Consider the following 26,138-nt stretch of genomic DNA (forward strand, 5'->3'; position numbering starts at 1 on the left):
TGCGCTCGGCGTTCCAAAATGGAAGGCATATGAGTGGGGTAATACCCGAAAGGGTTATTGGAGGATCGCACAAAGTCCAATACTACACAAAACCCTTGGCAATTCCTTCTGGAATCGCCAAGGGCTTCTAAGTCTTATCGTTAGGTATGAAAGTCTTCGTCAATCATCTTGATTGAACCGCCGTATACCGATCGGTACGTACGGTGGTGTGAGAGGTCGGGGATTAATCATCCCCTCCTACTCGATTTGGTACATCAAACTGCCACAAATCCTTCCCTACAAAAACGATCTTTTCACTTTTTCCCAGAACGAGTTATCCTTCAATTTCACCGTTTTGATGATTTTGTCACTCAGTTTCGCTTCGACTTTTTCCACGTGCTGAATGCTTAACGCTTCGTTGTCCATGCCCATGGCAGGGTAGTCGTTTCCGTCCTGGACGATCTTCAGAACCAAGCGGCGCTGTCCGCTTACGATGAAGGAAGATCCGAGTGTACGGTAGCGGTTATTATTGAGGGAAGCCATTTCGCTCACCTGGATGCAAGGGAGCATCGGATCGACGACGGCACCGTTGACTGATTTATTATAGGCGGTACTTCCCGTCGGGGTGGCGAAGATCATGCCGTCGCCCCGGAACGTTTCGAAATGTTTGTCGTCGATGAAGACGTCCATGACGAATGTCTTGATGATGCCGGAGCGGATGCTGAATTCATTCAGGCAGTGAAAGGACGTCTGATTGTCGACGGTCACTTCGATGGTCGGATATTTACGTACTTCGATCTGCTCTGTTGTCATGGCTTCAATCATCTTGGATGTGTCATCGATATGGAAGTCACAGTACATACTCAATGTGCCTCCAGTCGAGATCCCTGCATACAGGCAATCCTGTCTGAAACCGGTTTGACGGACGGCCTGAAGGAATGTTCCGTCGCCGCCGATACTGACGATGATATTGGCGGTTTTAGGAGATTCGACAATATTGAAATGATAGCGGGTCGCAAGTTCATATAAATGATCGAGCTTCGCCTGCATGCCTTCTTCGTGTAAAGCATAGAAATAGATATTTCGTCGGTTATTCATCGTATGTACCTCCCTGAAATATAAAATTAAGATAATTTTTCCCATTTCCATGAAATTTTGCTAGAATCTAACTTAGTGAATATTCTATCATGTTTCCACATGAGAATGATATTTATATCCTTACATAAGATAGGGTAAACGAGGGAGGAATATACAGATGAATGCAAAAAGATGGACAGCATTAGGAATCGCTGGCGCATTATTCTTTGTTTCAGTAATCGTCAACTTTGCGACCTCTGCTGTGACAAGTGATGTGAATAAGGCATTTGAAGACATGTTCGGAGGGACGGACACCCCATTCTCCGAAGAAATCATTGATGAAGGGAACGCAAACAAGCGGATCGCGGTCCTGGAAGTGGAAGGTGTCATCCAGGATACGGGTGGCGCAAGTTCCTTTTTTGAAAGCCCGGGCTATAACCACGAGCTCTTTATGGATAAGCTTGATGCCGTTGAAAAAGACAAATCTGTCAAAGGGATCATCCTGAAAGTGAACTCCCCAGGCGGCGGCGTTGTGGAAAGTGCCCAAATCCATTCGAAGCTTGTAGAGATTATGGAAAAAACAAAGAAACCGATTTATGTATCGATGGGCGGTACGGCAGCATCCGGCGGCTACTACATATCGGCTCCTGCTACAAAGATTTTCGCCAGCAAAGAAACGCTGACAGGTTCTCTTGGCGTTATCATGCATAGCATCAACTACTCGGAACTGGCTGATAAATACGGCGTCGATTTCGTCACGATCAAAAGTGGACCGTACAAAGACATTATGAGTCCATCCCGTAAAATGACCGATGAAGAACGGAAGATCATTCAATCGATGATCGATAATTCGTATGAAGGTTTCGTGGAGGTCATCGCCAAAGGCCGTAATATGTCTGAAGCGGAAGTGAAGAAGATCGCCGACGGACGTGTGTACGATGGAATCCAGGCGAAGGAAGTCAATCTGATTGATGAATTCGGCTATGTGGAAGATACGATTGCAGCGATGAAGAAGGATTATAAATTGAAAGGTGCACAAGTATTTGAATACACGGCGGGTGATCCTTTCTCCGAATTCTTCAGTATGGGTGCAAAGAAAATGATGGGTCAGGATATGGAAGCGGCGGCACTGATGAAGCTTCTGTCAAACCCAAGTTCTCCACGATTGATGTATCTCTATTCTGAATAAGGAAGGTGAATGAAGTGAGTGATCGCTATGAACATAATGAAACACGGGAGCATATCGAAGTCCAATCTTCTTCTCCTGACTTCACAAGGTCCAACCCGCATGACGGCTATTACCTGGCGGGATTCTGGATACGCTTCTGGGCTTATCTTGTCGATTTGATCGTCATCGGAAGCATCACGAGACTGATTGTGAACCCGATCTTTAAACTATTGGACATTTCTTTATCCGACGGTTCAATGTTTGCCCCGATCTCGATTCTGACAAGCATCGTTTTCTACGGGTATTTCATCTTAATGACGAAATACTTCAGCCAGACCATCGGCAAAATGGTATTCGGCATCCGGGTCATCGAGCTGAAAGGCACGAAGCCATCATGGGGAACCATCCTCTTCAGGGAGCTGATCGGCCGGTTCATCTCCACGACCGTCTTTATTTTATACGTGGTCGTGACCTTTACCCATAAGAAGCAGGGGATCCATGATTTGTTTGCGGATACGACTGTGGTTCAGGAAAAGAAGAAGCTGGAATTTACTCCGGCTGTGTAAAATGAGAGGCAAACCTGCTGGTGGGGCGGGTTTGTTTTTTTTGTTTTGTATAGGTTTACCATTTTACGGTAAAATACGCAATTACTCGGTTGAATGGCGTAATAAATGAAATTATGACGCAATCACCTGGCGAAATGACTTAATTAATCAAAAAACGACGCAATCACCACCCAAAATGACGCGAATCCCCATCAGGCCCCACTCCCCAAGAGCCTCTTTTCACCACGATTTCCATCAGCCCAAGTTTAATTCTCCCAATAAAGGCCATAATAACAGGTTGAAGGGTGTGAATTTATGAGCTGGTGGATCTGGACGTTAATCATTATCGCGGCACTTATTATTTTTCTATTATTCATTCTTATTATCACGAAGCTGACGATCACGATTTCCTTGTACCATGGAAATGACAATGATCATTTCAAGGTGAAGCTGAGGGCGTGGTTCGGTTTGATCAAATATACGATCGACATACCGCTCGTGAAGCTTGATGACGATGGTCCGAATGTCGTCGTCGAACAGGAAACGAAGAAAGGGAGCGAAAGCAATCCTTCCAAGAAAAAGGCCGATAAAAAGAAAATCACGCCTCACGATTTCATTGCCAGTTTAAATGATACGAAGGAAATTGTCCTTCACGTACAATCCATGCACAGGATCATCCGGGGGTTTCTTAAAAAAGTTAAAGTGGATCAGGTCCAGTGGAAGACACTATTTGGCAGCGGGGATGCGGCATCGACAGGAACATTGACCGGAGCGATATGGGGATTAAAAGGCAGTATCATCGGTATATTGAGCAGGTATATGAGGCTTCAATCCATGCCTGCCATCGAGGTGACCCCGACATTTAAGCACGCGGTGATTCAAACGCAATTTTCATGTATTATCCAGTTTCGCATAGGGAATGCTATCCTAGTAGGTTTCAAGATACTTCGGTACTGGAGAGGCGGTATGGGTAAGTTCAAGACAAAGCCCCTTTCCACCATTTCTGGAGAAAAACAATCAGTCTAATTAGGAGGTCTTCACATGTCAGAACATCCGATTGAAGGTCTGATGACCACGGCAATGGAAAATTTAAAAGAAATGATCGATGTGAATACGATTATCGGTGATCCCGTTGAAACTCCCGATGGAAGTGTCATCCTCACCGTTTCAAAGGTGGGCTTTGGGTTTGCTGCAGGAGGCAGTGAGTTCATCATCGACAGTAAGGGTAAAGACGATGGCGGTAAAGGCGGAGAAGGCGGCGGTGACAAGTCATCCCCTAAGCAGCAGCCGTTTGGCGGAGGTAGCGGGGGCGGTGTCTCCATTACGCCGATCGCATTCCTGATCGTCAGCTCTAAAGGAATCAAGATGCTTCATTTAGATGAAAGCACTCACCTGATCGATCGTTTGCTGGACCTCGCTCCTGGTGCCATCGAGAAGATTCAGGGCATGATGAAAAAGGACGGCAATAAAGAGGATCATAACGGACAGCACAATCAAAATCATAAGATGGAACTGTAAATGATTGAGAGCTTACTCGAATGAGTGAGCTCATCTTTTTTTTGAAAAGGACCCCTATGATTTGCTTTCCGCCTTCCTTTTTCTGTACTATGAAAGGGTACATACTATTTATAGAGGAGGAACAAATAATGGCAAATATTACGTTTAAGAATAACCCTGTCACTCTATTAGGTAATGAGGTTAAAGTAGGCGACAAAGCTCCCAACTTCACAGTATTAGCTAATGATCTATCGGAAGTCACACTGAATGATTCCAAGGGCAAGGTACGTTTAATCAGTGTCGTTCCTTCCATCGATACAGGAGTTTGTGATGCACAGACACGCAAATTCAATGAAGAAGCAACGAAATTTGATAACGTAGAAGTATTGACGATTTCAGTGGACCTTCCATTCGCACAAAAACGCTGGTGCGGAGCGAACGGAATCGAAAATGTCCAAACCCTTTCCGATCACCGCGACCTTTCTTTCGGGGAAGCATTCGGTGTACACATCCAGGAACTTCGTCTTCTGGCACGTGCTGTATTCGTTGTAAACAGCAATGATGAAGTAACGTATGTGGAATATGTGAGTGAAGCGACTGATCACCCGGATTATGATGCTGCCGTTGAAGCAGTGAAAAACGCGAAATAATCCTGTCCAACCAAATAGTTCTAAAAAGCATGCTGACCTGACTTATTGATGGTCAGCATTGTTTTTTTTACAAACGAGTGGGACAAAGGTACAATAGATGAATGAAAATGTGATAAAGGAATGAATGCCGATGATTAATTCGCCAGTCGAATCATTATTTGGAATAATCGATGAAACGGCCACCCTGCTGAAGGATGAACTTGCCTGCAGTTATTTGGAAGCCGTTGCCGAAACGGGGGAGAACCTTTTTCAAGGGGATGTCCTACAGGAAGAAGTCAGTGAGCTGACGAAGAAACGCCTGAATAAAAAGTACGATGAAGTGAACATTTCTCAATTAGAGAATGAAAATATCCGTAAAGCCTTTCAATTCGCAATACTAAAAGGAATGAAAGAAAACGTCCAGCCGAATCATCAAATGACGCCGGACTCACTCGGGTTATTCATCAGCTATCTGGTCAATAAATTCACAGCAGACATGAATAAGCTGACGGTTCTCGACCCTGCGATCGGAACAGGGAATCTCTTGACGACGGTATTGAACCAGATGCCGGGTAAAGAAACCGAGTCCATCGGGGTGGAAATCGATGAAGTGCTCATCAAGCTTGCCTACGTGGGAGCGGATCTTCAGAAGCATCCACTGCAGCTCTTTAACCAGGACTCACTCGAGCCGTTGTTCATCGATCCCGTCGATCTTGTGCTTTGTGACCTGCCGATCGGGTATTATCCGAACGACCTGCGAGCCCAGGATTATGAGCTGAAGGCGGATGAGGGACATTCCTATGCCCACCATCTCTTCATTGAACAAAGCCTGAAGCATACGAAAGACGGCGGATACCTGTTCTTTATCGTGCCGAACGGACTATTCGAATCGCCGCACAGCGCTCAGCTTCAAGGCTATTTGAAGGAGAAAGCAGACATCCAGGGCTTCCTGCAGCTGCCGTTTTCCCTGTTTAAAAATAAAAACTCGGCGAAAAGCATCCTGATCCTTCAGAAGAAAAAGACAGGAATCAAGCCTCCTAAAGAGGTACTGCTTTCGCAACTTCCAAGCCTATCCAACCAGAGAGCCCTTCAGGATATCCTGTCGAAGATCGATCAGTGGCTTGTACAGAATAAGTAAAGACTGCCTTTGGGCGGTCTTGTTTTTTTGGTTGTTTTATTGGACGCGTGTTGGGGGTATGCAGGTAATGAGGAGTTTATCGACCTTTTTCAAAAGATATCGACCGTTCTGCAAGAATCGACATAGTTTCGCAAAAATTGTGAAAACATTTAATTTAACATGAAAACGATGTCATTTCAAGCTTTTTCTTGAAATAGGGTGGAGTCAGTGATTTAATGGGGAATTGAGAGATAAAAAACGATTCAATGAACAGAATAATGGTAGAGTCGATAGATCGAAAACAAAAGGAGCGATACAACGTGGCAAAAAAAGTGATTGCAATTAATGCTGGAAGCTCTTCGTTAAAGTTTCAGCTTTTTGATATGCCTGAAGAAACAGTAATTACAAAAGGTCTAATTGAACGTATCGGATTGAACGATGCGGTCTTCAATATAACAGTGAATGATGAGAAACGTGAAGAAGTAACGGATATCCCGAACCATGAAGTAGCGGTTAAAATGCTGCTTGAGAAGCTGACAGGCTTTGGTATCATCAATTCACTTGATGAAATTGATGGAATCGGTCACCGTGTCGTACATGGCGGAGAGGTCTTCAATGATTCCGTTCTGATTACAGACGAAGTAGTAACGAAAATTGAGGAACTGTCTGATCTGGCTCCACTTCATAACCCTGCAAACTTAACAGGTATCAAAGCATTCCATAGCGTATTGCCGAATGTTCCTGCGGTTGCTGTGTTTGATACAGCGTTCCACCAAACGATGCCTGAAAGCTCATTCTTATACAGCCTTCCATATGAGTACTATGAAGATTTCGGAATCCGTAAATATGGTTTCCACGGAACTTCCCACAAGTATGTATCACAGCGTGCAGCTGAAATGCTTGGCCGTCCGGAAGAGCAAGTGCGCCTGATTTCTTGTCACCTAGGTAATGGTGCAAGTATCGCTGCCATCGAAGGCGGAAAATCAATCGATACATCCATGGGCTTCACACCACTTGCAGGGGTTGCCATGGGAACTCGTTCAGGTAATATTGACCCGGCCCTTATCCCGTTCATCATGGAGAAAACAGGATCAACGGCTGATGAAGTATTGAATATCCTGAACAAGAAATCCGGTATGCTTGGTGTATCTGGATTCTCAAGTGACCTTCGTGATATCGAGCTGCAGGCTTCAGAAGGTAACGAACGTGCGGAACTGGCTCTTGAAGTGTTCGCCAACCGTATCCATAAATACATCGGATCATATGCATCACGCATGTACGGTGTAGATGCGATTGTCTTCACGGCAGGTATCGGTGAAAACAGTACACTGATCCGTGAAAAAGTCCTTCAAGGCTTGGAATTCATGGGCGTATACTGGGATCCGGCACGCAATAAAGTACGTGGTAAAGAAGCATTCGTCAACTACCCGCATTCACCTGTCAAAGTCATGATCATTCCTACGAATGAAGAAGTCATGATCGCTCGTGATGTAGTGGAAAAAGGAAATATCTAATATAAATGAAACGGGACCGCTGGGACGGTCCTGTTTTTTTTATAAAATAGCATTTGCTTTCTGTATAAAATAACTGACTATTCCCACCACTCTCCCTGTCACAAAGGAATTCTCCTTCCCATATATGATATACTATACGTAATTTAAGGAATGTAAGGAGTGGGGAGAAGTGAACTGGTCAGAACGTGATAAGCAGGTATGGCAGTCGATCAAGACGTGGAGAGAAGAGTTGTATGAATATGAAGCGAATGATTTGGAGCATACATATGTGAAGTGGTTGGATTACGCCTTTGAATCGATTCCTGAAGATGTTCAGGATCAATTTTTCCAGCGGCTGGATGGCTGGTTGTTTCATATGCACTCTTTGATTCAAGGTTCACAGATGCAGAATGACGCACGGGAGCGGATCCTTGTGACGGCGCGGGCATTCAATCAGGATATTCAGACGGTCGAGGATCTTCATTATTTAACGATTGACCAGCTTCATTACATTGCGGAACAGCATGCAGGACGCCATCGCATCTACTCCCTGTTACAAGGTGGGGTGACGGGTACCGGGGGGCTTGTGGCTCTTGGGTCGGATCTGCCGGCGATGCTCGTCATCAATCTGCGTTCCGTGCAGCTCATCGCCATCACGTATGGATTCGATGTTCAGACGCCGTTTGAAATGATGACGTCATTGAAGGTGTTCCATGCAGCGACCCTGCCGGCAAGGCTCCGTGCCCTTGCATGGGAAGATTTGATGGAGGATCTGAACAAGAAGGATTCCAATTACTTCTACGACGGATCTGAGCAGCTGACGGATTATACGTGGCTTGAAGGGTCCATGAAGCAGGCACTGAAAGCGATGGCCATCACCATGTTCAAAGGGAAGAAGTGGTCGGGTCTGCCTCTTGTCAGCATCGCCATCGGAGCGGGATCCAATTATCAGCTTTCCAGGAAGATCACTGATTTTGCCGAAAAATATTATCAATACCGCTATTTGCGCGATAAGAAAAATGAACAATAACAGAAAGGGAATGATGTGCTCATCGCATCATTCCCTTTCTGTTATTTCCGGATTGGTCCGGTACCAGAGCCATAAATCATTGATTTCTGAAGCCCGTTCGGAGATTTCATGATTGATCATGCAGGATCGGTCAAAATCATCTTCCTGAGCCAGTTCCTCCTGAAGGCCCTCGATCTTCACATCAAGTTCCCCGATCCGGTCCGGAATCCTTCCCCGAATCCGTTCCCACTCCAGAAGAATCATTTCCTGTTCCTCCGAAGAATACATCGGCCATTCCTTCAGCTGCAATGGAAGATAAATGCCCAGTCTACAATCATATGAAAAATATTCGTTCCTCATCGTTTGGGATACTCCTCACATTTCATTCTCCTTTCATCCTACAATAAATTCTCCGTGAAGCCCAGTGCGAAGGCAATGTCACACTTTGCCCATAAAATATTTATACAAATTGATGAATAAGTATTGATGTATTCCTCGGAAACTGCTAATATAAATTCATCTTAAAGAATAAATATTCATTTTATATAAAATCAACAGGAGGAGATACGGATGAATAAAAAAGTGGTATTAGCCTACTCAGGTGGTTTGGATACGTCGGTTGCGGTTCAATGGTTAAAGGAGAAAGGATACGAAGTCATTGCATGCTGCCTGGATGTCGGGGAAGGAAAGGATCTTGATTTTGTACAAGAAAAAGCGTTGACGGTTGGAGCGTCGAAAAGCTATGTCATCGATGCAAAAGAAGAGTTCGCGAATGAATACGCACTTCTTGCCCTGCAAAGCCATGCCCTATATGAAGGGAAATACCCACTGGTGTCCGCTCTCTCAAGACCGTTGATTGCCAAAAAGCTTGTAGAGATCGCGGAACAGGAAGATGCAACGGCTGTTGCCCATGGTTGCACGGGGAAAGGAAATGACCAGGTGAGATTCGAAGTATCCATCGCGGCATTGAACCCGTCACTGGAAGTGATCGCACCGGTTCGTGAGTGGAAGTGGTCACGTGAAGAAGAAATCGAATATGCGAAGGATAAGGGGATTCCGATTCCCATCAATCTTGATTCACCATACAGCATCGATCAGAATCTTTGGGGCAGAAGCAATGAGTGCGGAGTGCTGGAAAATCCTTGGACTGCACCACCTGAAGATGCATACGATCTAACATCAAGCATCGAAGAATCGCCAAATGAAGCGGATGTGGTTGAAATCACGTTCTCCAAAGGGGTGCCTGTGGAACTGAATCACGTTGCATATCCTCTTGATGAAATCATTGCGAAACTGAATGTGTTGGCAGGCAAGCACGGAGTCGGCCGTATCGATCATGTGGAAAACCGCCTTGTCGGAATCAAGTCACGTGAAGTATACGAATGTCCTGCTGCCATGACCCTTTTAAAAGCGCATAAAGAACTGGAAGACCTTACACTGGTGAAAGAACTTGCCCATTTCAAACCGGTGATAGAGAAGAAAATGACAGAATTAATTTATGAGGGACTATGGTTCTCTCCATTAAATAAAGCGTTAAAGGCGTTCCTTGATCAAACACAGGTGTATGTGAACGGTGTCGTTCGCGTGAAATTATTCAAAGGTCATGCCATCGTCGAAGGTAGAAAATCACCGAACTCCCTATATGATGAAAATCTTGCAACGTACACAAAAGCGGATGAATTCGATCATGATGCTGCCATTGGATTCATTCAACTATGGGGTCTGCCTACAAAGGTGTCTTCCATGGTCAATGCTGAGAAGAAAGAGAAAGTCACTCTATGAGTAAGCTATGGGGAGGACGTTTCACCAAGAAGCCGGAAGAATGGGTGGATGAATTCAATGCATCCATCTCCTTCGACCAGGAGCTTGTACTGGAAGACATTGAAGGCAGCATCGCACATGTGAAAATGTTGAAAAAATGCGGGATCCTGACAGACAGTGATGCCGATCAGATCCTCGGTGGCCTCCAAGTTCTGTATGGCAAGGCAGAAAAAAATGAACTGGAATTTTCCGTTGAGTATGAAGATATTCATCTGAATCTGGAGAAGCATCTGATCGATTTAATCGGTGAGGTCGGCGGCAAGCTCCACACGGGCAGAAGCCGTAACGACCAGGTTGCGACAGACATGCATCTGTTTTTAAAAAGACGGGTGGAGGAGATCGTCAAGCTCGTTGAGGACCTTCAGGAAGCGATCATCGTCCAGGCGGAAGCGAATGTTGAAACGCTCATACCTGGCTACACTCATCTGCAGCGTGCCCAGCCTATCTCTTTTGCTCATCATTTGATGTGTTATTTCTGGATGCTGAACCGTGATAAGGAGCGACTCGCTGATTCCTTGAAAAGAATCGATATTTCCCCATTGGGAGCGGGGGCACTCGCCGGGACGACATTCCCCATCGACAGGGAATATTCAGCTGAGCTCCTTGGCTTCGATGCTTGTTATGAAAACAGCCTCGATGCCGTGAGTGATCGTGATTTCATCCTTGAATTCCTGAGCAATAGCTCGATCATGATGACCCATCTTTCCCGATTGGCGGAAGAGATGATCCTCTGGTCCACGGAAGAGTTCCGATTCATCGAACTTGATGACAGCTTCACGACAGGAAGCAGCATCATGCCACAGAAGAAGAATCCGGATATGGCGGAGCTTGTCAGAGGAAAGACGGGCAGGGTCAATGGAAATCTCATCTCACTCCTTACCGTTTTAAAAGGTCTTCCTCTTGCCTACAACAAGGATATGCAGGAAGACAAGGAAGGCATGTTCGATACGGTGAAAACCGTGGTGGGATCGCTTAAGATCTTTACCGGCATGATTTCAACGATGAAAGTGAATACGGCAGTAATGAAGGAAGCGGTCGGGAATGATTTTTCCAATGCGACAGAGCTTGCGGATTACCTGGCGACGAAGGGTATTCCGTTCAGACAGGCCCATGAAATTGTCGGGAAGCTTGTGTTGTATTGTATTGAGAAGGGCTGCTATCTGAAGGATGTATCGCTTGAAGAGTATGGTGAGTTTTCTTCGTTGATTGAGGAGGATATTTATTCGATTTTGACTCCTTATTCGGCTGTTGAGAGAAGGAAGTCGTATGGTGGTACGGGGTTTGAGCAGGTGAAGGTGCAGATTGGGAAGGGGAAGGCTCAGTTGGGGTCTTTTGTTGAACAATCTGTGTAGAAAAATGAGTGCTTATGAACCGCTGTCATAAGTGAGTGCTGGTTGATTTCCGCTGCAGGTGCTCGCTTTCCGCGGGGCGTGGGTTGAGCCTCCTCGGGCTGAAGCCCTGTGGGGTCTCAACTTCCACGCATTTCCCGCAGGAGTCGAGCACCTTCCGCTTCAATCAACTTATTAAGCTTTACACTCTTATTAAGTTGCTAAAGTAAAAAGAACGGTTGAGTAGGATCATTCTCCTTCAACCGCTCTTTTTATTTTTTGAATTAATTAGAGACAATAAATCAATCTTCCACTTCTTCCGTTCTTACAACCAGGACGTCGCAGTGGGCGGCTCTTGTGATGTGTTCGGAGACGCTGCCGATGAGGAAGCGTTCGACGGCGTTGAGGCCGGTGGCTCCGCATATGATGAGGTCTGCTTTGACGTTTTTGTTTGCTTCTCTTGGGATGATCACTTTCGGGGAGCCGTATTCGACATAAGTTTTGACTTTGGTCAATCCGGCTTTGGCCGCATCTTCTTTGTATTCGTTTAATAATTCTTCAGCATACTTGATGGCTCTTTCACCTACTGTGCGGTCGTAGGATTCGATGGCCGCGAAAGAGCGGGTGTCGATGACATGGATCAGGGAAAGAATGGCGTCGTTCCGTTTGGCGATGGCAATCGCTTTTTTGAAGGCCCATTCTGCCTCCCTTGATCCATCTACAGCTACTAATATGTTCTGATATTTTAAACTCATTGTGATCCCCTCCTTACATACATCATACTATATTTTCCCACTTATATCTGTAGCCAATTTTCGAACAATAAAGGAGAATAGATTATTTATTTTTAAGGGGGAATCACCATGAAGAAGAGGGATCCGAAAGAGCAGTTCACGTATGACGAGAATGCGAACCAAGAGGTAAGCCAGCAGATTATGGATTCGTATACGAGCGGTGTCATCGATACGGAGAATGGTCAGTATGGGACGTATGAAAACGAAGAGTATGATAAGTAAGTAGAGGAAAGAGCTTGTGGAAACGGTCATGTTTCTACAAGCTTTTTTATTTGTTGAAGTTCCTCTGAATGAAAAAGTCCGTCCCTTCTGCTACACTACTCTATATTATAAAGAGAATGGGAGGTTACAGCATGAAGAAACCTGTGATCATTGTCGGAGCGGGCCTGAGCGGTCTCAGGGCCGCTTCCCTGCTCCACTCGAAAGGCGTCGAGTGTGTGGTCCTTGAAGCCCGGGGGAGGATCGGAGGAAGAGTGGTAAGCGAGACCATCGGAGGGACGGACCTTGCGAAATTCGACCTCGGACCGACGTGGTTCTGGCCGGACTATGAGCAGGTCATCACTCGTCTTGTAAAGGAACTAGGTTTACAGACGTTCCTTCAGCATACGGAGGGAGCCATTCTCTATGAGCAGTCAGAAAACGCTATCCCGCAACGTCATGTGTTGCCGGAAGGGGCAGTGCAAAGATCTTTCAGGCTGAATGGCGGTGTGAAGTCACTCATTGATGCCGTCTATGATACTCTTCCTTTCGGGACTGTTCAGTTGAATACAACTGTAGAGGAGATCCGAATGGATAACGTAGGGGAAATTACGGTCGAAGCATATGAGCAAGGCGGGAAGAAGGAATGGAAGGCAGAAGCTGTGATTCTTGCAATGCCACCACGGCTTGTGGCCCGACGTCTTGCATTCACACCTTCTCTTCCCGAAGAACTCATGAAAAGTCTGCTTGAAAAACCGACTTGGATGGCGGGACAAGCGAAGGCAGTGGCTGTTTATGAAAGCCCATTCTGGCGTGAAGAGGGGCTTTCCGGTCAGGTCACGAGCTGGGCAGGTCCGCTTCAGGAAATACATGACGCCTCACCATATAATGGGGCAGGTGCTCTATTTGGATTCTTCGGAATACCGGCTGCCACGCGCAGGGAGCTGGGGGAGGACAAAATATTAGATCTTGTAACGGAACAGCTGATCCGTCTGTTCGGTAAGCAGGCAAGTAAGCCAATCTCACTCCTATACAAAGATTGGGCGACTGAGGAACATACTGCGGTGGCCGAAGATGGCGCCACGCTGAAAAGTTTTCCTGAATATGGCCCACCGGGGAATACTGGCATATGGGAAGAGAAGATCCTATTTTCCGCGACCGAAACCGCGGCAGAAAACGGCGGTCATCTTGAAGGTGCGCTCTTATCAGCTGAGCGTGCAGTTTCGCAATTCTTCGCCAATGCTTACAAATGAAAGAGCCATCACCCCGCACGGTGATGGCTTTTATCTGTCACGCTTCTTAGTACACAACCTCAAGGGCCCCTTTAATCTGCATATCGAATAAAGCTGTCTCGAAGCTGATTCCTTTACCGGCTCCAATAATCACAATCGTTTTATTCATCATGAATTCCTTCAATAGTTTTATATTTGTATATGCAAATGAAGGGGTAAAAAAAGAGCGATTTAACTCTATCACTCTTTTTCAAGCTTCAAACTTGCCTCATGGAGCATCCGGCTCAAATCCAGACTGAAATCCTTCCCGAGCGTTTGGGAATAGTCATCGAACAGCTCCTTGATTGATACGCGGAACTCCCGATACAATTCTTCGCCTTCATCGGTTAAAGAAATGAACGTTTGCTTGCCAGACATTTTGCGCAGGACGATATTTCTCTTTTCCAATTTATCGATGAAACGTGTACTGGTGGAAGGGGCAATGGCCAGCTTGTGGCACAGTTCCTTCTGTGTGATCCCTGGCTTGAAGTGAATGACCATTATCATATAAAAATACGATGGAGCAAGTCCGCCGGCATCCAGGTATTTTTCAGCAAGCTTCGTGATGCTCCGGGAAAAACGGCTCGCCGTGAAGTATAAGCAGTGCATCAGAACGTCGTCTTGTTCTTCGTTCATTAGATCAACACCCTTTCATTTGCATATACAAATTAACACAGGGAGGAATAGATTGTCAACATAAGCAACGTAGAATGCGTAGAATGAGGACGGTTCTAGCTCTACTTTTCTCATTTTATTAGGTGCTTGTGGTACACACACGGATAAAGAAAATTCGACACTTCGGCATGATTATCAAATTTCTCGCTTGATTTCATAAAAACTCGCACGATTACTAGGAAAGCTGCATGATACTCCTAAATCCTGCACGATAATTTTAAATCTCGCATGATTCCTGCTCTATACCCTTTTTCAAAGTTATGAGATGGAGGTTAGAGTAGTTAAAAAGAGAGAATATGTGGAGGGATTGCTAGTACGGTAAGGTGAAATGCGCTTGTATATTCCAATAAAGGGGGTCATTAATCTAAGCAGGATTAACGGCCCTTTTTGTTGAATTCCTTATTGAACCAACAGGATAGGTTGATGGTAGAGGACTAATTAGTACAATCAAAGGATCGCTTTCTTGAGGATAGAACCAATTTCACCATTCAAGGAGATGAAATCATGAAATTACTGCTCACATCCGCAGGCGTCAATAACAAAAGCATATACGGGGCGTTGGTTACGATGCTCGACAAACCGATCGAGGATTCCACCGCACTATGCATCCCCACCGCGATGTACGGACACCCTTGGGTAGGGCCAGGCGTCAGAACATGGGAGTTCATCAGCGGGAATTCTGAGAATCCAATGGTGGATCTGGGATGGAAGTCTGTTGGTGTGCTGGAGCTCACGGCACTGCCAAGCATTAATAGAGACCGATGGGTACCGCTTGTAAAGGAAACAGACGTGTTTCTTGTGTCGGGCGGCGATGCTCTCTACTTGGCTCACTGGATGCGGCAATCCGGCTTTACGGATCTCTTGCCGTCGCTGAACGCAGTCTATGTAGGAATGAGTGCAGGGAGCATGGTGATGGCGCCTAACATTGGAGAAGCCTTCGTTGGCTGGAATCCTCCGAACGGCGGGGATGCAGCCCTCGGGATGGTTGATTTTTCAATATTCCCGCATCTGGATCACGAGATGCTGCCGGAAAACACGATGGCTGATGCAGAGAGATGGGCTGGAGGCATGAAGGGTCCTGCGTATGCAATCGATAATCAGACTGCCATTAAAGTTGTGGATGGAGAAGTCGAAGTGGTTTCGGAGGGGAATTGGAGACTGTTTTCATAAGAGTTGATACCTCTTCAAAAAAATAAATATGATAGGTGGGTCAATGATTAACAGGATAGGATTACTCAACGCAACTAAACGGAAAATAATATTCACTGCCATATTATTTGCTTCAATAATCACGATCATATTTGTCTGGTCAGAGCTACGTGGCAGGATGTACGATCTACATTACACTCCAAAGGCAAGCCAAATGACATTTGAATTCAAGACGCCAACTCAGGTTCCATTTGCTGAAATGAAGGTCACGGATTTTTCAGTTGGAGGGGATCAACAGGAAGCAGAAATGTCGTTATTAAACGCTGATATAAATATGATGGATATCCGAATTTCTTCATCAAAACCAGAGTATGCAAAAGACAAAATCGAAAGAGTGAAAATTGGTAGTGATTTTTATGGAGAATTCATTCCGAATGACTCGGGTAGAAGAGTCCTTACCTGGAAAGATGAAATGTACTACGAAGTAATCTATTATCCTAAATTAACCCCAAATGAAGTTAGTAAAACACAGTTGATTCAAATGGCAGAGTCTTTTCAATAAAATTTCAGTTGGTAAGGACTACTCGCTATGAAAAGCACCGAAGTATATGAAAATCCCCTTAAATAAACAAGTCAAAAGCTGAAGATATAACAATCCATCTTCAGCTTTTATAAATTGGGTTGACACCATCCACTACTTCGTCATACTATATAGTGGTAGTTAGTATTACTTAGTACGGAGTATAAATACGGGGGGTGAATGTTTGGAAAACTTCACAGAACTGCTGAAAGGGGTTCTTGAAGGCTGTGTGCTTGAAATCATCGGCCGTGGTGAAACGTATGGCTATGAGATCACGCAGCAGCTGAGGGAACTTGGCTTCACGGATGTGGTGGAGGGCACCGTGTACACCATTACCATGCGCCTTGAAAAAAACGATCTGGTAAATATCGAAAAGAAGAAATCCACTGTAGGGCCACCGAGGAAATTTTACACCCTGAATGAAGCAGGGCAGGAGAAGCTCAAGATTTTTTGGGGGAAATGGGAATTCCTTTCAAGCAAAATGAACGAACTTAAAACAAAAGACATCATAAGGAGAGGATAAAATGAAATTTATTGAAAAGATTACTGGAAGTATGGCCGACAAGCGTGAATGGAGAGCGATGGAAGCCCGTGCGAAGACATTGCCAAGTGAGTACCTCAATGCCTACAAGGCGATCCAGAAATATATGTGGACTGCTGGTGGTCTTACCGACTGGAAGGACACGAGTCGAATTTTTAATGGAATTCTCGATTTATTCGAGGAGGGTGCTGCAGACGGGAAGAAAGTCACTGACCTCACAGGTGAGAACGTAGCCGCTTTCTGTGATGACTTAGTGAAGGGATCGGAAACTTGGACCGACAAGCATAGAGCTAAGTTGAACGATACGATTAGCCGAGAACAACGGTGATATTCGATCGATAAATAGCTTTCTTTTCATGTATTCCTTCTTTTTTTACCACAGTAGTAAGTGGTACTTATTACTGGTTTGAATGGTGAGGAAAACCGTAGAAGGGATAAGGGGGCTGTGACGGAGTATTTACGTAAGTGCTGTAATACAAATAGACGCAAAAGGGCATGGTATTACTTTTTAGTAGCCAATCGGACTTTTGTGTCTTTTTTGTCGTTAGAATGAATGAGTTAATGTTCAAATAGTATTTTGCACAAATAGAAGGAAGAATTGGAAGGGGAATGGAATACATTTAGTATGATAATTGACTTAGATCCCGGTCCTGTTTCTATAAAAAGACTATTATGGGAGGAATGTGTATGGCATTCGTTTCAATTTATACTGTTGGCAGGTTAGCTCACCCGTATGACCATCCGGCATCTCGTGAATTTTATGACGTGGGATTTAGAGTGATGCGTCAGGCTTATGTAGCAGGACATCTTATCGAAGAGTTTTCATCAGGCGGTGTTTCGTTACCTGAAGAAGGAGATGGAAGTGGTTACCCCGTCCTGACATTAACGGTATGGAATAGCCTGCAATCCTTATATCGCTTTACATATGCGGGGAAGCACAGTCAGGCACTGAGGAACAGGAACAAATGGATGGAGCCTGATGATGGGAAACATTCTTCGTATGTAGTCTGGTGGACAGAGAAGGTCAAGGATGTCTCGTGGGAGGAAGCTTTTACGAGATACCATTATTATCTTGAACATCAAGCTACTCCTTTTGCGTTTGATTTAAAGAAAGCATTTGATGAGAGTGGAAAACTGTGTATTCTGAAGAAAAACAGAAAGAAGGTTTTTTACATGCTTAACTTGCAAACCCGCTATAATGCCTTTACCAAAATGCACGATGATTTTATCAAGGATTGGAGTCATGCGATGAGTTCGGGTGACACCTCTTCAGTTGAAAGAATGGCAGAGGATTACTATGTAGCATTTTTTAATAGTGGAAATGATAAACCCATTTTTTTTAACAAATTAGAAGCTATGGATGGTATGAAACAATCGGTCAGCCATTTTTCAGGGGCAGAAAAAAGGTTTGAAAATAGAGTCATTCGATTAAGGAATAGCGAGAACGCAGTAGTTTTCTATGAACAATTAATTGTAAAAGAAGAGGAAGTAGTAGCACGATTATTTACAATTGAAAATTGGAGAATAATGAATGGAAAATGGATGGTTATAAGAGAAATTGAAGAACCGATAAAATAAAGTAGAAAACAAAAGGGAGCGATTTTAGATGATAAAAGGATTCGGAGGAATCTTCTGGAGAACGAAAAACCTGGATGCTTTAAAGAAATGGTACGGTGAAGTGTTGAAGATTGAAATGGGGGACTGGAACGGAACCATGATTAAACCTGATCCGGAAAATGAGACGATTTTTTCTTTCTTCAAAGAAGACGACCCATATTTCCCGACAGAACAGCAGGTAATGTTGAATTTTCAAGTACATGATCTTAACGAAACGATGGAACATCTTGAACGGGTGGGTGTACCCCTTGCAAAGGATAAAGAAGTGAGTGAATTTGGTCAGTTTATTTGGATTAAAGATCCTGATGGCAGACTGATCGAGCTTTGGGAGAAATAATGGTGGAAGTCATACGGTTAGGAGAGTCGGATCTTTATGGGGTTAACTTCGTCACAGCGTCAGGCAATCGATTATTTTACGGCCTATGCCCGTAAGCATAAAGCGGATGCGAAGGCTACCATTCAACATATTTTGAACATGTCCAATATTTCAGGTGAGGTGTTTGAACAGGCAGTTCATCATATTAAAAGTCATGCTCAGATCGGTTTGCACTTCCATCCGGATCGACCGACTTCCACGATGAAGACCGTTGCACAGGCCCTTCTTGAACATGGGGAATACAAGAGTCAGTTCGAAACATTCATATCGAATGGGAAGGTGTCCCCCCATACAGGTGGTGACCGGGATAGGTGGGAAGAGAGTATGTTTGGAGGAGCTTACCACTCGAACGGTACATTGATGAGCGAACGGCCAAAGTACGGGGCATTGAATCTGATGTTACATCCGGATGGTCCTTCTCCGCGGTTTGGGTCATGCTATTTTTTGCTGAGCCCTAACGTATCATCCCGTTCAACCTTTACATATCTGGACTCCCATCAAAACCTATTTGAGAAGGGGACGTATCAAGAGTTTAATATGATTATGGCTGCTCTTTTGGAAGAAATATTTTTAAGAGATTTTGCGCTTGGAGAAAAGAATTTGACTCCGACGAAGTTCATTCATCATGTATTGAATCATCTGGAACATGGCAGGATAGGACACGAGGCCAATCGAAACCTGAATCATTACATAGAATCACAGATTCATGGTGCGATTTCTCTGAAAGAAAATGTGGATGTGTTGGTTGCCGATCCATCCTTTAAGGATACGACTGTTGGTGAAACTCTGGAGCAAATGTGCTCCAAGTATTCCATCGATTTTAAATGGCATATGGGTTTTGTCCTTCATGTAAAGGATATCCCTTCTGATTTCAGGGGATCGTCTATGCCCTCCCTGGCAAAGCGGATCGCTTATAAAGATAGGATTGATGCCCACACAATCGGGTCAGCCGTCATGAGTTTGAAACGAAATCCAGATTCCTGGAGTGATCGGGGTACTTATGAAGACGTGCTGCAGGAATTGAAGCTGTTGTGGCATGTCCTGGTGAAGTACGGAAGACCAAAGGAGAAGTAATTGAGGTGGTTCTGAGGTGAAAAAAACATACGTGACTGCTATCGCCTTAAGTATGATTTTGATCTGTGTACTATTAAATGAATACTCTTTTCATCACGCCGAGCAGTCTTGTATCAAAAATGATAAAACCCCAATCGTAGAAAAGACCTTTCTATCTTTTCATTGGAGTGTATCCTGTAAATAAAACAGATCTGGCCCAAAATCCAGGGGACAGATCTGTTTTCATGTTACTTTACATGTCTCTCCGATGTATTCCCTTTATACACGAAATAAAGGGCCAGCATCATGCTCACCAAAGCGAGCCATCGCTTCGGGTCCATTGAAATTTCTACGCCGCCGAACCAGCCAAAGTGATCAATGACCATGCCGGCAATGAGCTGTCCGATCACGGTTGAAATGTTGGCTGCCGTCACTCCGATGATCGGTATTTACGCCATGAATACAATCGATTTATTCAAAGCATTATCCAATGAAACACGCTTGAATATTTTGCAGTGGCTGAAAGAACCGCATAAACATTTTGATAAGCCGTCCGCTCACTTATCAAAAAATATGAGCGAAAAAGGTGGTGATACTAATCGGTTTTTCTCGATATGTCAATGTAGGTGATTGAGCTATTATCTGCATTTTTTTAAAAAAGCCCGAGCACACTTCTTTGCCGGACAGGTGATAAAGGTCCACTGAGATGGATGATCCTGTAAGTATCACGTTCTTTCAGTTATCCCTATACTGTTTTGTTTACTTCGCTTTAACCAACCGTATTTCATCTGCTTTCGCCAACACACATTGCTTCTCTTCCGAACTCAATTCCACGTATTCAGAATCATAGATCCAGAATATCGTGTACAACTCATCTTCATATTCTACAATATCCCCGAGGTTATATTTCATTTTCTCTCCTTGAAGAAGATCGATCCATGCTCAGTGAACAGAGTATATTTTACCGTTACTTTTTTACTATAAAACATTTAATATGCTATTCATAAGCGATTGAGATGGAATTTGTTTATAAAACCACTCGTCTTCGTTGAAATTCACCATAAATTATTCTTCTAAGAATGGAAGGGGCAAACCCCGCCAAATTTCCAAACCGGTCCATTTGGTAGGGAGCAAACGCATGTTTGCCTGTGGTATAATGGAAGGACACAACATAATACGGAAGATGGGGTAGCGGCTCACACTCCCAAGTGAAGGGAGGTGATACGCTAATGATTGCTGTAGGAGATGTATTACAAATCATGATTGCCTTTGGAACATTGATTGTAGCAATTGTCGCGGTTACACAAAAAAAGAAGTAACCATCGTCCCCACCGCTCATGAGGATCATTGATGATTACTTCTGTTTCGATTGACTCTAAAGTGAGCCGCTGCACTTTTCATGCAGTTTATGTTGTGGAGGAGTCCTGATTGCCGTCAGGGCTCCTTTTTTAGTGTACTTAACTACTTTTATTATATACATAACTCCATTCGTTAGTAAAGAATAGTGAATAAATGGACCATTTTCAGTCAAAAATAAAATAAAGTATTGACAAATTTAACCTGTTTCGTATAGATTATTTGTAACATAACACTTACATTCCATGACGAGAACAAGTAGGTATGGAGTCTGTTCTACAGAGAGTTGGCGATTTGGTGGAAGTCAACGTTCAGATCATATTGAATATCCTCTCCGAGAAGCAAAGCTGAAGGTACTTTAAGCTTTGACGGGTTTCCGCCGTTAAAAGGAACGCGTATGATTGTACGTTGCATGAGCGCTGTCAACTAAACCGATGAATGGTTTATAGACAGAATCAGGGTGGTATCGCGGGTTCAAACTCGTCCCTAACTTAGGTTAGGGGCGAGTTTTTTTTATAAAAAATGAGGGTGTGATGACATGGAGAAGGTAAATGTAAACGAAAAGTCGGTAGATAGGGAGCAGCGGATCCAGGATTTCTGGAATTCGAATCATATTTTTGAAAAGTCAGTGGCCAACCGTGAAGGGGAAAGAACATTTGTGTTCTACGAAGGTCCCCCGACAGCCAATGGTCTGCCGCACGCCGGTCATGTCCTTGGGCGTGTGATCAAAGATTTCGTCGCCAGGTATCAAACGATGCGCGGATATCAAGTGAAACGAAAGGCGGGCTGGGATACACACGGACTGCCGGTTGAACTGGGCGTGGAAAAGAAAATCGGCGTCTCCGGTAAACAGGAAATCGAAGAATACGGCGTTGAGAAATTCATTGATGAATGTAAAAAAAGTGTGTTCGACTATGAAAGACAGTGGCGTACGTTTACTGAAGCAATCGGATACTGGGTGGATATGGATGACCCTTATGTGACCCTTGAAAATGACTATATCGAAAGCGTTTGGCACATCCTTTCAAAGATCCATGAGAAAGAATTGCTCTATCAAGGGCACCGGGTCGTCCCTTACTGCCCGAGCTGCCAAACGTCCCTCAGTTCCCATGAGGTAGCCCAAGGGTATAAGGATGTAAAAGATCTTTCTGCGACGGCTAAATTCAAGGTAGCAGGAAAAGAACATGAGTACTTTCTTGGCTGGACGACGACACCGTGGACGCTTCCGTCAAACGTCGCCCTTGCCGTCCATGAAGACGTCGATTACGTGAAAGCGAGACGAGGGGAAGAGACGTATATCCTGGCGAAAAACCTTGTGAAAACTGTGCTAGGGGACGACTTTGAATTGGTCAGTGAACATAAAGGACGCGAATTTGTAGGGGTCTCGTATCATCCGCCTTTCAACAATCTCTCGCTAGAGCGTGGCCATGAAGTGATTTCAGCAGGGTTTGTAACGGACGACAGCGGAACCGGCCTCGTTCATCTGGCTCCCGCTCACGGGGAAGATGATTACAATGCCATCAAAGAAAGCGGATTGGATTTCGTCAATATTGTTGATGAAAAAGGCTGTTACACCAGTGATTTCAAGCCTCTCCAAGGGGAATTCACAAAGGACAGCGACGTGAAGATCATCAAGATGCTGGCGGACAGCAATCTTCTTTTTTCCAAGGAGAAGTACGAACACAGCTATCCACACTGCTGGCGTTGTGACTCACCGCTCATCTACTACGCGATGGAAGGCTGGTTCATCAAGACGACGGCCATGAAAGACACGATCATCAAGAACAACCAATCCGTCGAGTGGTATCCGGATCATATGAAAGATGGCCGCTTCGGCAAATTCCTCGAAAATATGGTCGATTGGAACCTGGGCAGGAACCGTTACTGGGGAACACCTCTGAACGTCTGGGTTTGCGGGGATTGTGACCATCAATTTGTGCCGGGAAGCGTTGCCGAGCTGAAAGAACATGCGAAAAGCGGGTGGAGAGAGGGGCTTGAGCTTCATAAACCGTATGTCGACGAAGTGACCGTAGAATGTCCTTCCTGCTCACATGAAATGAAGAGGACGAAAGAAGTGATCGATGTCTGGTTTGACAGCGGTTCGATGCCGTTTGCCCAATATCACTATCCATTCGAGAATGAAGAGTTATTCCAACAACAATTCCCGGCAGATGTGATCGCAGAAGGAGTGGACCAGACGAGGGGATGGTTCTATAGCCTGTTGACGGTTTCATCACTCTTCACAGGTAAAGCTCCTTATAAGCGGGTCTTGTCACTCGGACACATCCTCGATGAAGACGGACGGAAAATGTCCAAGAGTAAAGGGAATGTCATGAATCCAATGGAGCTTGTCGATAAGTTTGGGGCCGATGCTCTCAGATGGGCATTGCTCGCAGACAGTGCTCCTTGGAATAATAAACGCTTCTCGGAGAACGTCGTCAGTCAGGCAAAATCGAAGCTTGTGGACACGCTGAATAACGTGCATTCCTTTTATACCCTGTATGCTGTGATCGATGGTTTCGATCCTAAAAAACACGAAGCCGGAACTCCTTCTCTGCTTGACCAGTGGATGTTATCACGGCTGAATTCCGTGATCAAAAGCGTAACGGAACATTTAGATGAATATGACTTTACTGCCGGAGCCAGGGAGTTAACCGTCCTGGTTGATCAGGTGAGTAACTGGTATATCCGCCGGTCACGTGAACGCTTCTGGAGCGAAGGATTGAATGACGATAAGCTTGCGGCGTACCACACGTTAAATAGAGTATTGGTAAGTGTAAGCCGGTTGCTGGCACCATTCACGCCGTTCATCGCAGAAGATATCCATATGAACCTGACGGGTGAAAGCGTCCATCTGGCCGATTTTCCTAAAGCAAATCTAGATGAGATCAACTCAGCGCTTGAAATGGAAATGGATCATGTACTACAAGTCGTCGAACTTGCCCGGTCCGCCCGGAATATGACAAGCATCAAAACGAAGCAGCCCCTATCAGAGCTTACGGTGGTTGGTAGCAAACAAGATACAGAGCGACTTCAGAAGTATGAGTACATCATAAAAGAAGAAATCAATGTAAAGAATGTTCAATTGCAGGACAATGCAGGAGATTCCGTGCAGTATGAAGTGAAACTGAATTTCCCGACTGCCGGTCCGAAACTTGGGAAGCTGGTAGGAGTGGTGCAGAAGCATTTACAAACCTTATCGTCCGAAGAAGCGAAGAAGGTTGTAGAGCAAGGGTTTGTTGAATTTAAGTCTTCTGATGGGGAGAAGGTTTCGGTTGTGAAGGATGACCTGATCGTTCACCAAAAAACGCATCAAGGCTTGGAAATGGCTTCAAACTCTCAGTTCAGCGTATTCCTGGATACAACCATCACAGAAGACCTGCGAAAAGAAGGCAAAGCCCGGGAACTGGTTCGTGCCGTTCAGCAATACCGGAAAGAGTTAAATCTGCCGGTGGAACAGCGTGTAGATCTTGTGTTGGATGTGGATGATTTGATGAAAGAGGTAGTGAAGCAATTTGAAGATTTACTGCAAGGCAGTCTCCTAATCAAGAGCATGACGTTTGAGAAAAGAGAAAACATGAAGACAGTCGATTTGGATGGAGATCGATTAGGGATCTTTGTAGGAGAGTAATGCAACGAAGGGCTTACCCAGACCAGGGTGAGCCCTCTTCTATATAAAATTATCTTGAGTAACTGGATATAATTTGAAATAATTGGTAGTGAGGAGGGGATAGATATGAAGGAGTACAAAGCTATGCTGTTTGATTTAGATGATACTTTACTCGATCGAAATCAGGCAGTGGATAACATATTCCATATCATGTTGGAAAAGTGTTATGGAAATGTAGAGCATACGTTGAAAGCGGAAATGCTGCGTAAGTTCAAGATGTATGACAATAAAGACTACGGCGTCAGTGATAAAACAGCTGTATTTGAAGCGTTTTTTGATGAATTTCCACCGTTATACCGGTTGCCGCAGCCTCAAGAATTCTGGAATCAACAATTTCCTCAATGTTTTTCGATCAGTGAGCATACCGTGAATCTTGTGAAGAGGGTACAAGAGCATATGAAAGTGGCCATCATCACAAACGGCACCACACATCGACAAAGAGAGAAAATCATGACTACCCGATTACATGAGTGTTTTGACGTCATTTTGATTTCTGAGGAAGTCGGATTGGAGAAGCCCAATCAACGCATATACCAATTGGCGCTGAATAAGCTTCAAGTCCAGCCGGAAGACGCATTATTCGTTGGGGATGATCTGGAGAAGGATGTTAAAGGGCCTCAAGGGTATATGGTTCAATCCAGATGGAATGGAAAACGATTCTGATATAAAGCCAGATGAAGAGATTCAATCGTTGGATGAACTGTTACAATATCTTACTCCTAAACAATTATCTTGATGAGGAGGCAACGCCTTGAGTATTCATTACAATCAGTTTCGTTCATTACCCGAAGACCCTATCGTGAATGGAATGGTGACATTACATCAATCTATATTTGGAACTTCGCACAACCTGATCACAAAAATGGCCAATAAGCCTGAAATATTAATAGATATAGCGATGGACGATTCCATAGTCATGGGATATAAAATAGGCTATGAACTGGACCGCTACATCTTTTACAGTTGGTTGGGCGGCGTGGATCCGGAATATCGAAAACAGGGCATCGCGGAAGAGCTGATGAAACGGCAGCATCAAACCTTGAAAGAACATGGCTATACGGTGGTGCAAACGAAAACCATGAATAGATGGCGCAGTATGCTGATTCTCAATATAAAGAATGGTTTTGATGTCATTGATACGTATACAGATGCGAAAGGCTTGCATAAGATCATTCTGGAAAAGAAGTTATAGTAG

The 26,138-nt window shown here is 44.6% G+C and carries 28 protein-coding genes, 3 pseudogenes and 1 other annotated feature; of the genes and pseudogenes, 25 read left to right on the top strand and 6 right to left on the bottom strand.

The window, feature by feature from the left end; genetic code table 11:
• A pseudogene (locus AM506_RS23205) lies at positions 1–172 on the top strand (group II intron reverse transcriptase/maturase); the annotation flags it as partial.
• 104 nt (positions 173–276) lie between these two features.
• Here the strand turns inward: AM506_RS23205 and AM506_RS19150 are convergent.
• A complete protein-coding gene (locus AM506_RS19150; RefSeq protein ID WP_060674374.1) occupies positions 277–1,077 on the bottom strand; it encodes an NAD kinase in 801 nt (266 codons plus the stop codon).
• 157 nt (positions 1,078–1,234) lie between these two features.
• Between AM506_RS19150 and sppA the strand changes: the two genes are divergently transcribed.
• The 8 genes from sppA to AM506_RS19190 all read left to right on the top strand — a co-directional run bounded on the left by sppA (position 1,235) and on the right by AM506_RS19190 (position 8,535).
• Positions 1,235–2,245 (top strand): signal peptide peptidase SppA, encoded by a 1,011-nt coding sequence (gene sppA, locus AM506_RS19155; RefSeq protein ID WP_060674376.1) that lies wholly within the window; start codon positions 1,235–1,237, stop codon positions 2,243–2,245.
• Positions 2,246–2,358: 113 nt separating this feature from the next.
• Complete coding sequence (locus AM506_RS19160; RefSeq protein ID WP_235576161.1) at positions 2,359–2,790, top strand: RDD family protein; 432 nt, start codon at positions 2,359–2,361, stop codon at positions 2,788–2,790.
• Positions 2,791–3,084: 294 nt separating this feature from the next.
• Complete coding sequence (locus AM506_RS19165) at positions 3,085–3,795, top strand: DUF2953 domain-containing protein (protein WP_060674378.1); 711 nt, start codon at positions 3,085–3,087, stop codon at positions 3,793–3,795.
• Between the two features lie 15 nt (positions 3,796–3,810).
• Positions 3,811–4,287 (top strand): GerW family sporulation protein, encoded by a 477-nt coding sequence (gene ytfJ / locus AM506_RS19170; protein WP_060674380.1) that lies wholly within the window; start codon positions 3,811–3,813, stop codon positions 4,285–4,287.
• A 128-nt stretch (positions 4,288–4,415) separates the two neighbouring features.
• A complete protein-coding gene (tpx, locus tag AM506_RS19175) occupies positions 4,416–4,916 on the top strand; it encodes a thiol peroxidase (RefSeq protein ID WP_034756208.1) in 501 nt (166 codons plus the stop codon).
• Between the two features lie 133 nt (positions 4,917–5,049).
• Positions 5,050–6,033 carry a class I SAM-dependent methyltransferase gene (locus AM506_RS19180; RefSeq protein ID WP_060674459.1) on the top strand — a complete coding sequence of 328 codons (984 nt, stop codon included), beginning with the start codon at positions 5,050–5,052 and terminating at the stop codon, positions 6,031–6,033.
• A 299-nt stretch (positions 6,034–6,332) separates the two neighbouring features.
• On the top strand, positions 6,333–7,526 hold the full coding sequence (locus AM506_RS19185) for an acetate kinase (RefSeq protein ID WP_268788413.1): 1,194 nt from the start codon (positions 6,333–6,335) through the stop codon (positions 7,524–7,526).
• A 169-nt stretch (positions 7,527–7,695) separates the two neighbouring features.
• The gene (locus tag AM506_RS19190) at positions 7,696–8,535 is read left to right on the top strand and encodes an EcsC family protein (protein WP_060674384.1); all 840 of its coding nucleotides are present in this window, start codon (positions 7,696–7,698) and stop codon (positions 8,533–8,535) included.
• Between the two features lie 27 nt (positions 8,536–8,562).
• Here the strand turns inward: AM506_RS19190 and AM506_RS19195 are convergent, their stop codons facing one another.
• Positions 8,563–8,874, bottom strand: a complete 312-nt coding sequence (locus AM506_RS19195) for a hypothetical protein (RefSeq protein ID WP_060674386.1) — start codon at positions 8,872–8,874, stop codon at positions 8,563–8,565.
• A 210-nt stretch (positions 8,875–9,084) separates the two neighbouring features.
• Here AM506_RS19195 and AM506_RS19200 point away from each other — a divergent pair, with 210 nt between their 5' ends.
• Both AM506_RS19200 and argH read left to right on the top strand, forming a co-directional pair.
• Positions 9,085–10,296 carry an argininosuccinate synthase gene (locus tag AM506_RS19200; RefSeq protein WP_060674388.1) on the top strand — a complete coding sequence of 404 codons (1,212 nt, stop codon included), beginning with the start codon at positions 9,085–9,087 and terminating at the stop codon, positions 10,294–10,296.
• The gene (gene argH / locus AM506_RS19205) at positions 10,293–11,687 is read left to right on the top strand and encodes an argininosuccinate lyase (RefSeq protein WP_060674390.1); all 1,395 of its coding nucleotides are present in this window, start codon (positions 10,293–10,295) and stop codon (positions 11,685–11,687) included. Before AM506_RS19200 ends, argH begins: the two co-directional genes overlap by 4 nt.
• A gap of 278 nt (positions 11,688–11,965) precedes the next feature.
• On the opposite strand, the gene AM506_RS19210 is transcribed toward argH, so the two are convergent.
• A complete protein-coding gene (locus tag AM506_RS19210) occupies positions 11,966–12,418 on the bottom strand; it encodes a universal stress protein (RefSeq protein ID WP_060674392.1) in 453 nt (150 codons plus the stop codon).
• A gap of 108 nt (positions 12,419–12,526) precedes the next feature.
• On the opposite strand from AM506_RS19210, the gene AM506_RS23015 reads away from it, so the two are divergent.
• Positions 12,527–12,679: a hypothetical protein gene (locus AM506_RS23015; RefSeq protein ID WP_200908470.1), complete on the top strand. Its 153-nt coding sequence runs from the start codon at positions 12,527–12,529 to the stop codon at positions 12,677–12,679.
• A 131-nt stretch (positions 12,680–12,810) separates the two neighbouring features.
• On the top strand, positions 12,811–13,908 hold the full coding sequence (locus tag AM506_RS19215) for a flavin monoamine oxidase family protein (RefSeq protein ID WP_060674394.1): 1,098 nt from the start codon (positions 12,811–12,813) through the stop codon (positions 13,906–13,908).
• 219 nt (positions 13,909–14,127) lie between these two features.
• Here the strand turns inward: AM506_RS19215 and AM506_RS19220 are convergent, their stop codons facing one another.
• Positions 14,128–14,562 (bottom strand): MarR family winged helix-turn-helix transcriptional regulator, encoded by a 435-nt coding sequence (locus AM506_RS19220; protein WP_060674396.1) that lies wholly within the window; start codon positions 14,560–14,562, stop codon positions 14,128–14,130.
• A 543-nt stretch (positions 14,563–15,105) separates the two neighbouring features.
• On the opposite strand from AM506_RS19220, the gene AM506_RS19225 reads away from it, so the two are divergent.
• From AM506_RS19225 to AM506_RS19260, 7 genes are all read left to right on the top strand, one after another.
• Positions 15,106–15,771, top strand: a complete 666-nt coding sequence (locus AM506_RS19225; RefSeq protein ID WP_060674398.1) for a Type 1 glutamine amidotransferase-like domain-containing protein — start codon at positions 15,106–15,108, stop codon at positions 15,769–15,771.
• Positions 15,772–15,814: 43 nt separating this feature from the next.
• Complete coding sequence (locus tag AM506_RS19230; RefSeq protein ID WP_060674400.1) at positions 15,815–16,312, top strand: hypothetical protein; 498 nt, start codon at positions 15,815–15,817, stop codon at positions 16,310–16,312.
• Between the two features lie 202 nt (positions 16,313–16,514).
• Positions 16,515–16,853, top strand: a complete 339-nt coding sequence (locus AM506_RS19235) for a PadR family transcriptional regulator (RefSeq protein ID WP_060674402.1) — start codon at positions 16,515–16,517, stop codon at positions 16,851–16,853.
• A gap of 1 nt (position 16,854) precedes the next feature.
• A complete protein-coding gene (locus tag AM506_RS19240) occupies positions 16,855–17,199 on the top strand; it encodes a DUF1048 domain-containing protein (RefSeq protein WP_060674404.1) in 345 nt (114 codons plus the stop codon).
• Between the two features lie 359 nt (positions 17,200–17,558).
• Positions 17,559–18,449, top strand: coding sequence for a DUF3291 domain-containing protein (locus AM506_RS23210; protein WP_235576158.1), 891 nt, complete (start codon positions 17,559–17,561; stop codon positions 18,447–18,449).
• Between the two features lie 28 nt (positions 18,450–18,477).
• Positions 18,478–18,825 (top strand): VOC family protein, encoded by a 348-nt coding sequence (locus tag AM506_RS19255; RefSeq protein ID WP_060674406.1) that lies wholly within the window; start codon positions 18,478–18,480, stop codon positions 18,823–18,825.
• Positions 18,826–18,861: 36 nt separating this feature from the next.
• Complete coding sequence (locus AM506_RS19260) at positions 18,862–19,938, top strand: DUF3626 domain-containing protein (protein WP_060674407.1); 1,077 nt, start codon at positions 18,862–18,864, stop codon at positions 19,936–19,938.
• Between the two features lie 227 nt (positions 19,939–20,165).
• On the opposite strand, the gene AM506_RS22300 is transcribed toward AM506_RS19260, so the two are convergent.
• The gene (locus AM506_RS22300; protein WP_235576159.1) at positions 20,166–20,351 is read right to left on the bottom strand and encodes a DMT family transporter; all 186 of its coding nucleotides are present in this window, start codon (positions 20,349–20,351) and stop codon (positions 20,166–20,168) included.
• Between the two features lie 22 nt (positions 20,352–20,373).
• Between AM506_RS22300 and AM506_RS23215 the strand changes: the two are divergent.
• Positions 20,374–20,508 (top strand): annotated as a pseudogene (locus AM506_RS23215) (transcriptional regulator); the annotation flags it as partial.
• 168 nt (positions 20,509–20,676) lie between these two features.
• Here the strand turns inward: AM506_RS23215 and AM506_RS22855 are convergent.
• Positions 20,677–20,829 (bottom strand): hypothetical protein, encoded by a 153-nt coding sequence (locus tag AM506_RS22855; RefSeq protein WP_160316898.1) that lies wholly within the window; start codon positions 20,827–20,829, stop codon positions 20,677–20,679.
• Between the two features lie 317 nt (positions 20,830–21,146).
• Here AM506_RS22855 and AM506_RS23220 point away from each other — a divergent pair, with 317 nt between their 5' ends.
• The 4 genes and pseudogenes from AM506_RS23220 (at position 21,147) to AM506_RS19280 (ending at position 26,135) form a co-directional block, all read left to right on the top strand.
• A complete protein-coding gene (locus AM506_RS23220) occupies positions 21,147–21,236 on the top strand; it encodes a putative holin-like toxin (protein ID WP_219927342.1) in 90 nt (29 codons plus the stop codon).
• A gap of 273 nt (positions 21,237–21,509) precedes the next feature.
• Positions 21,510–21,764, top strand: a binding site (T-box leader).
• Between the two features lie 47 nt (positions 21,765–21,811).
• A complete protein-coding gene (ileS, locus tag AM506_RS19270) occupies positions 21,812–24,904 on the top strand; it encodes an isoleucine--tRNA ligase (RefSeq protein ID WP_060674409.1) in 3,093 nt (1,030 codons plus the stop codon).
• A gap of 105 nt (positions 24,905–25,009) precedes the next feature.
• A pseudogene (locus AM506_RS19275) lies at positions 25,010–25,679 on the top strand (HAD family hydrolase).
• A 15-nt stretch (positions 25,680–25,694) separates the two neighbouring features.
• Entirely contained in the window at positions 25,695–26,135 is a 441-nt protein-coding gene (locus AM506_RS19280; RefSeq protein ID WP_235576160.1) for a GNAT family N-acetyltransferase, read from the top strand.
• Positions 26,136–26,138 lie beyond the last annotated feature (3 nt).

This window comes from Rossellomorea vietnamensis, assembly GCF_001305855.1.
Taxonomy (GTDB): domain Bacteria; phylum Bacillota; class Bacilli; order Bacillales; family Bacillaceae_B; genus Rossellomorea; species Rossellomorea vietnamensis_A.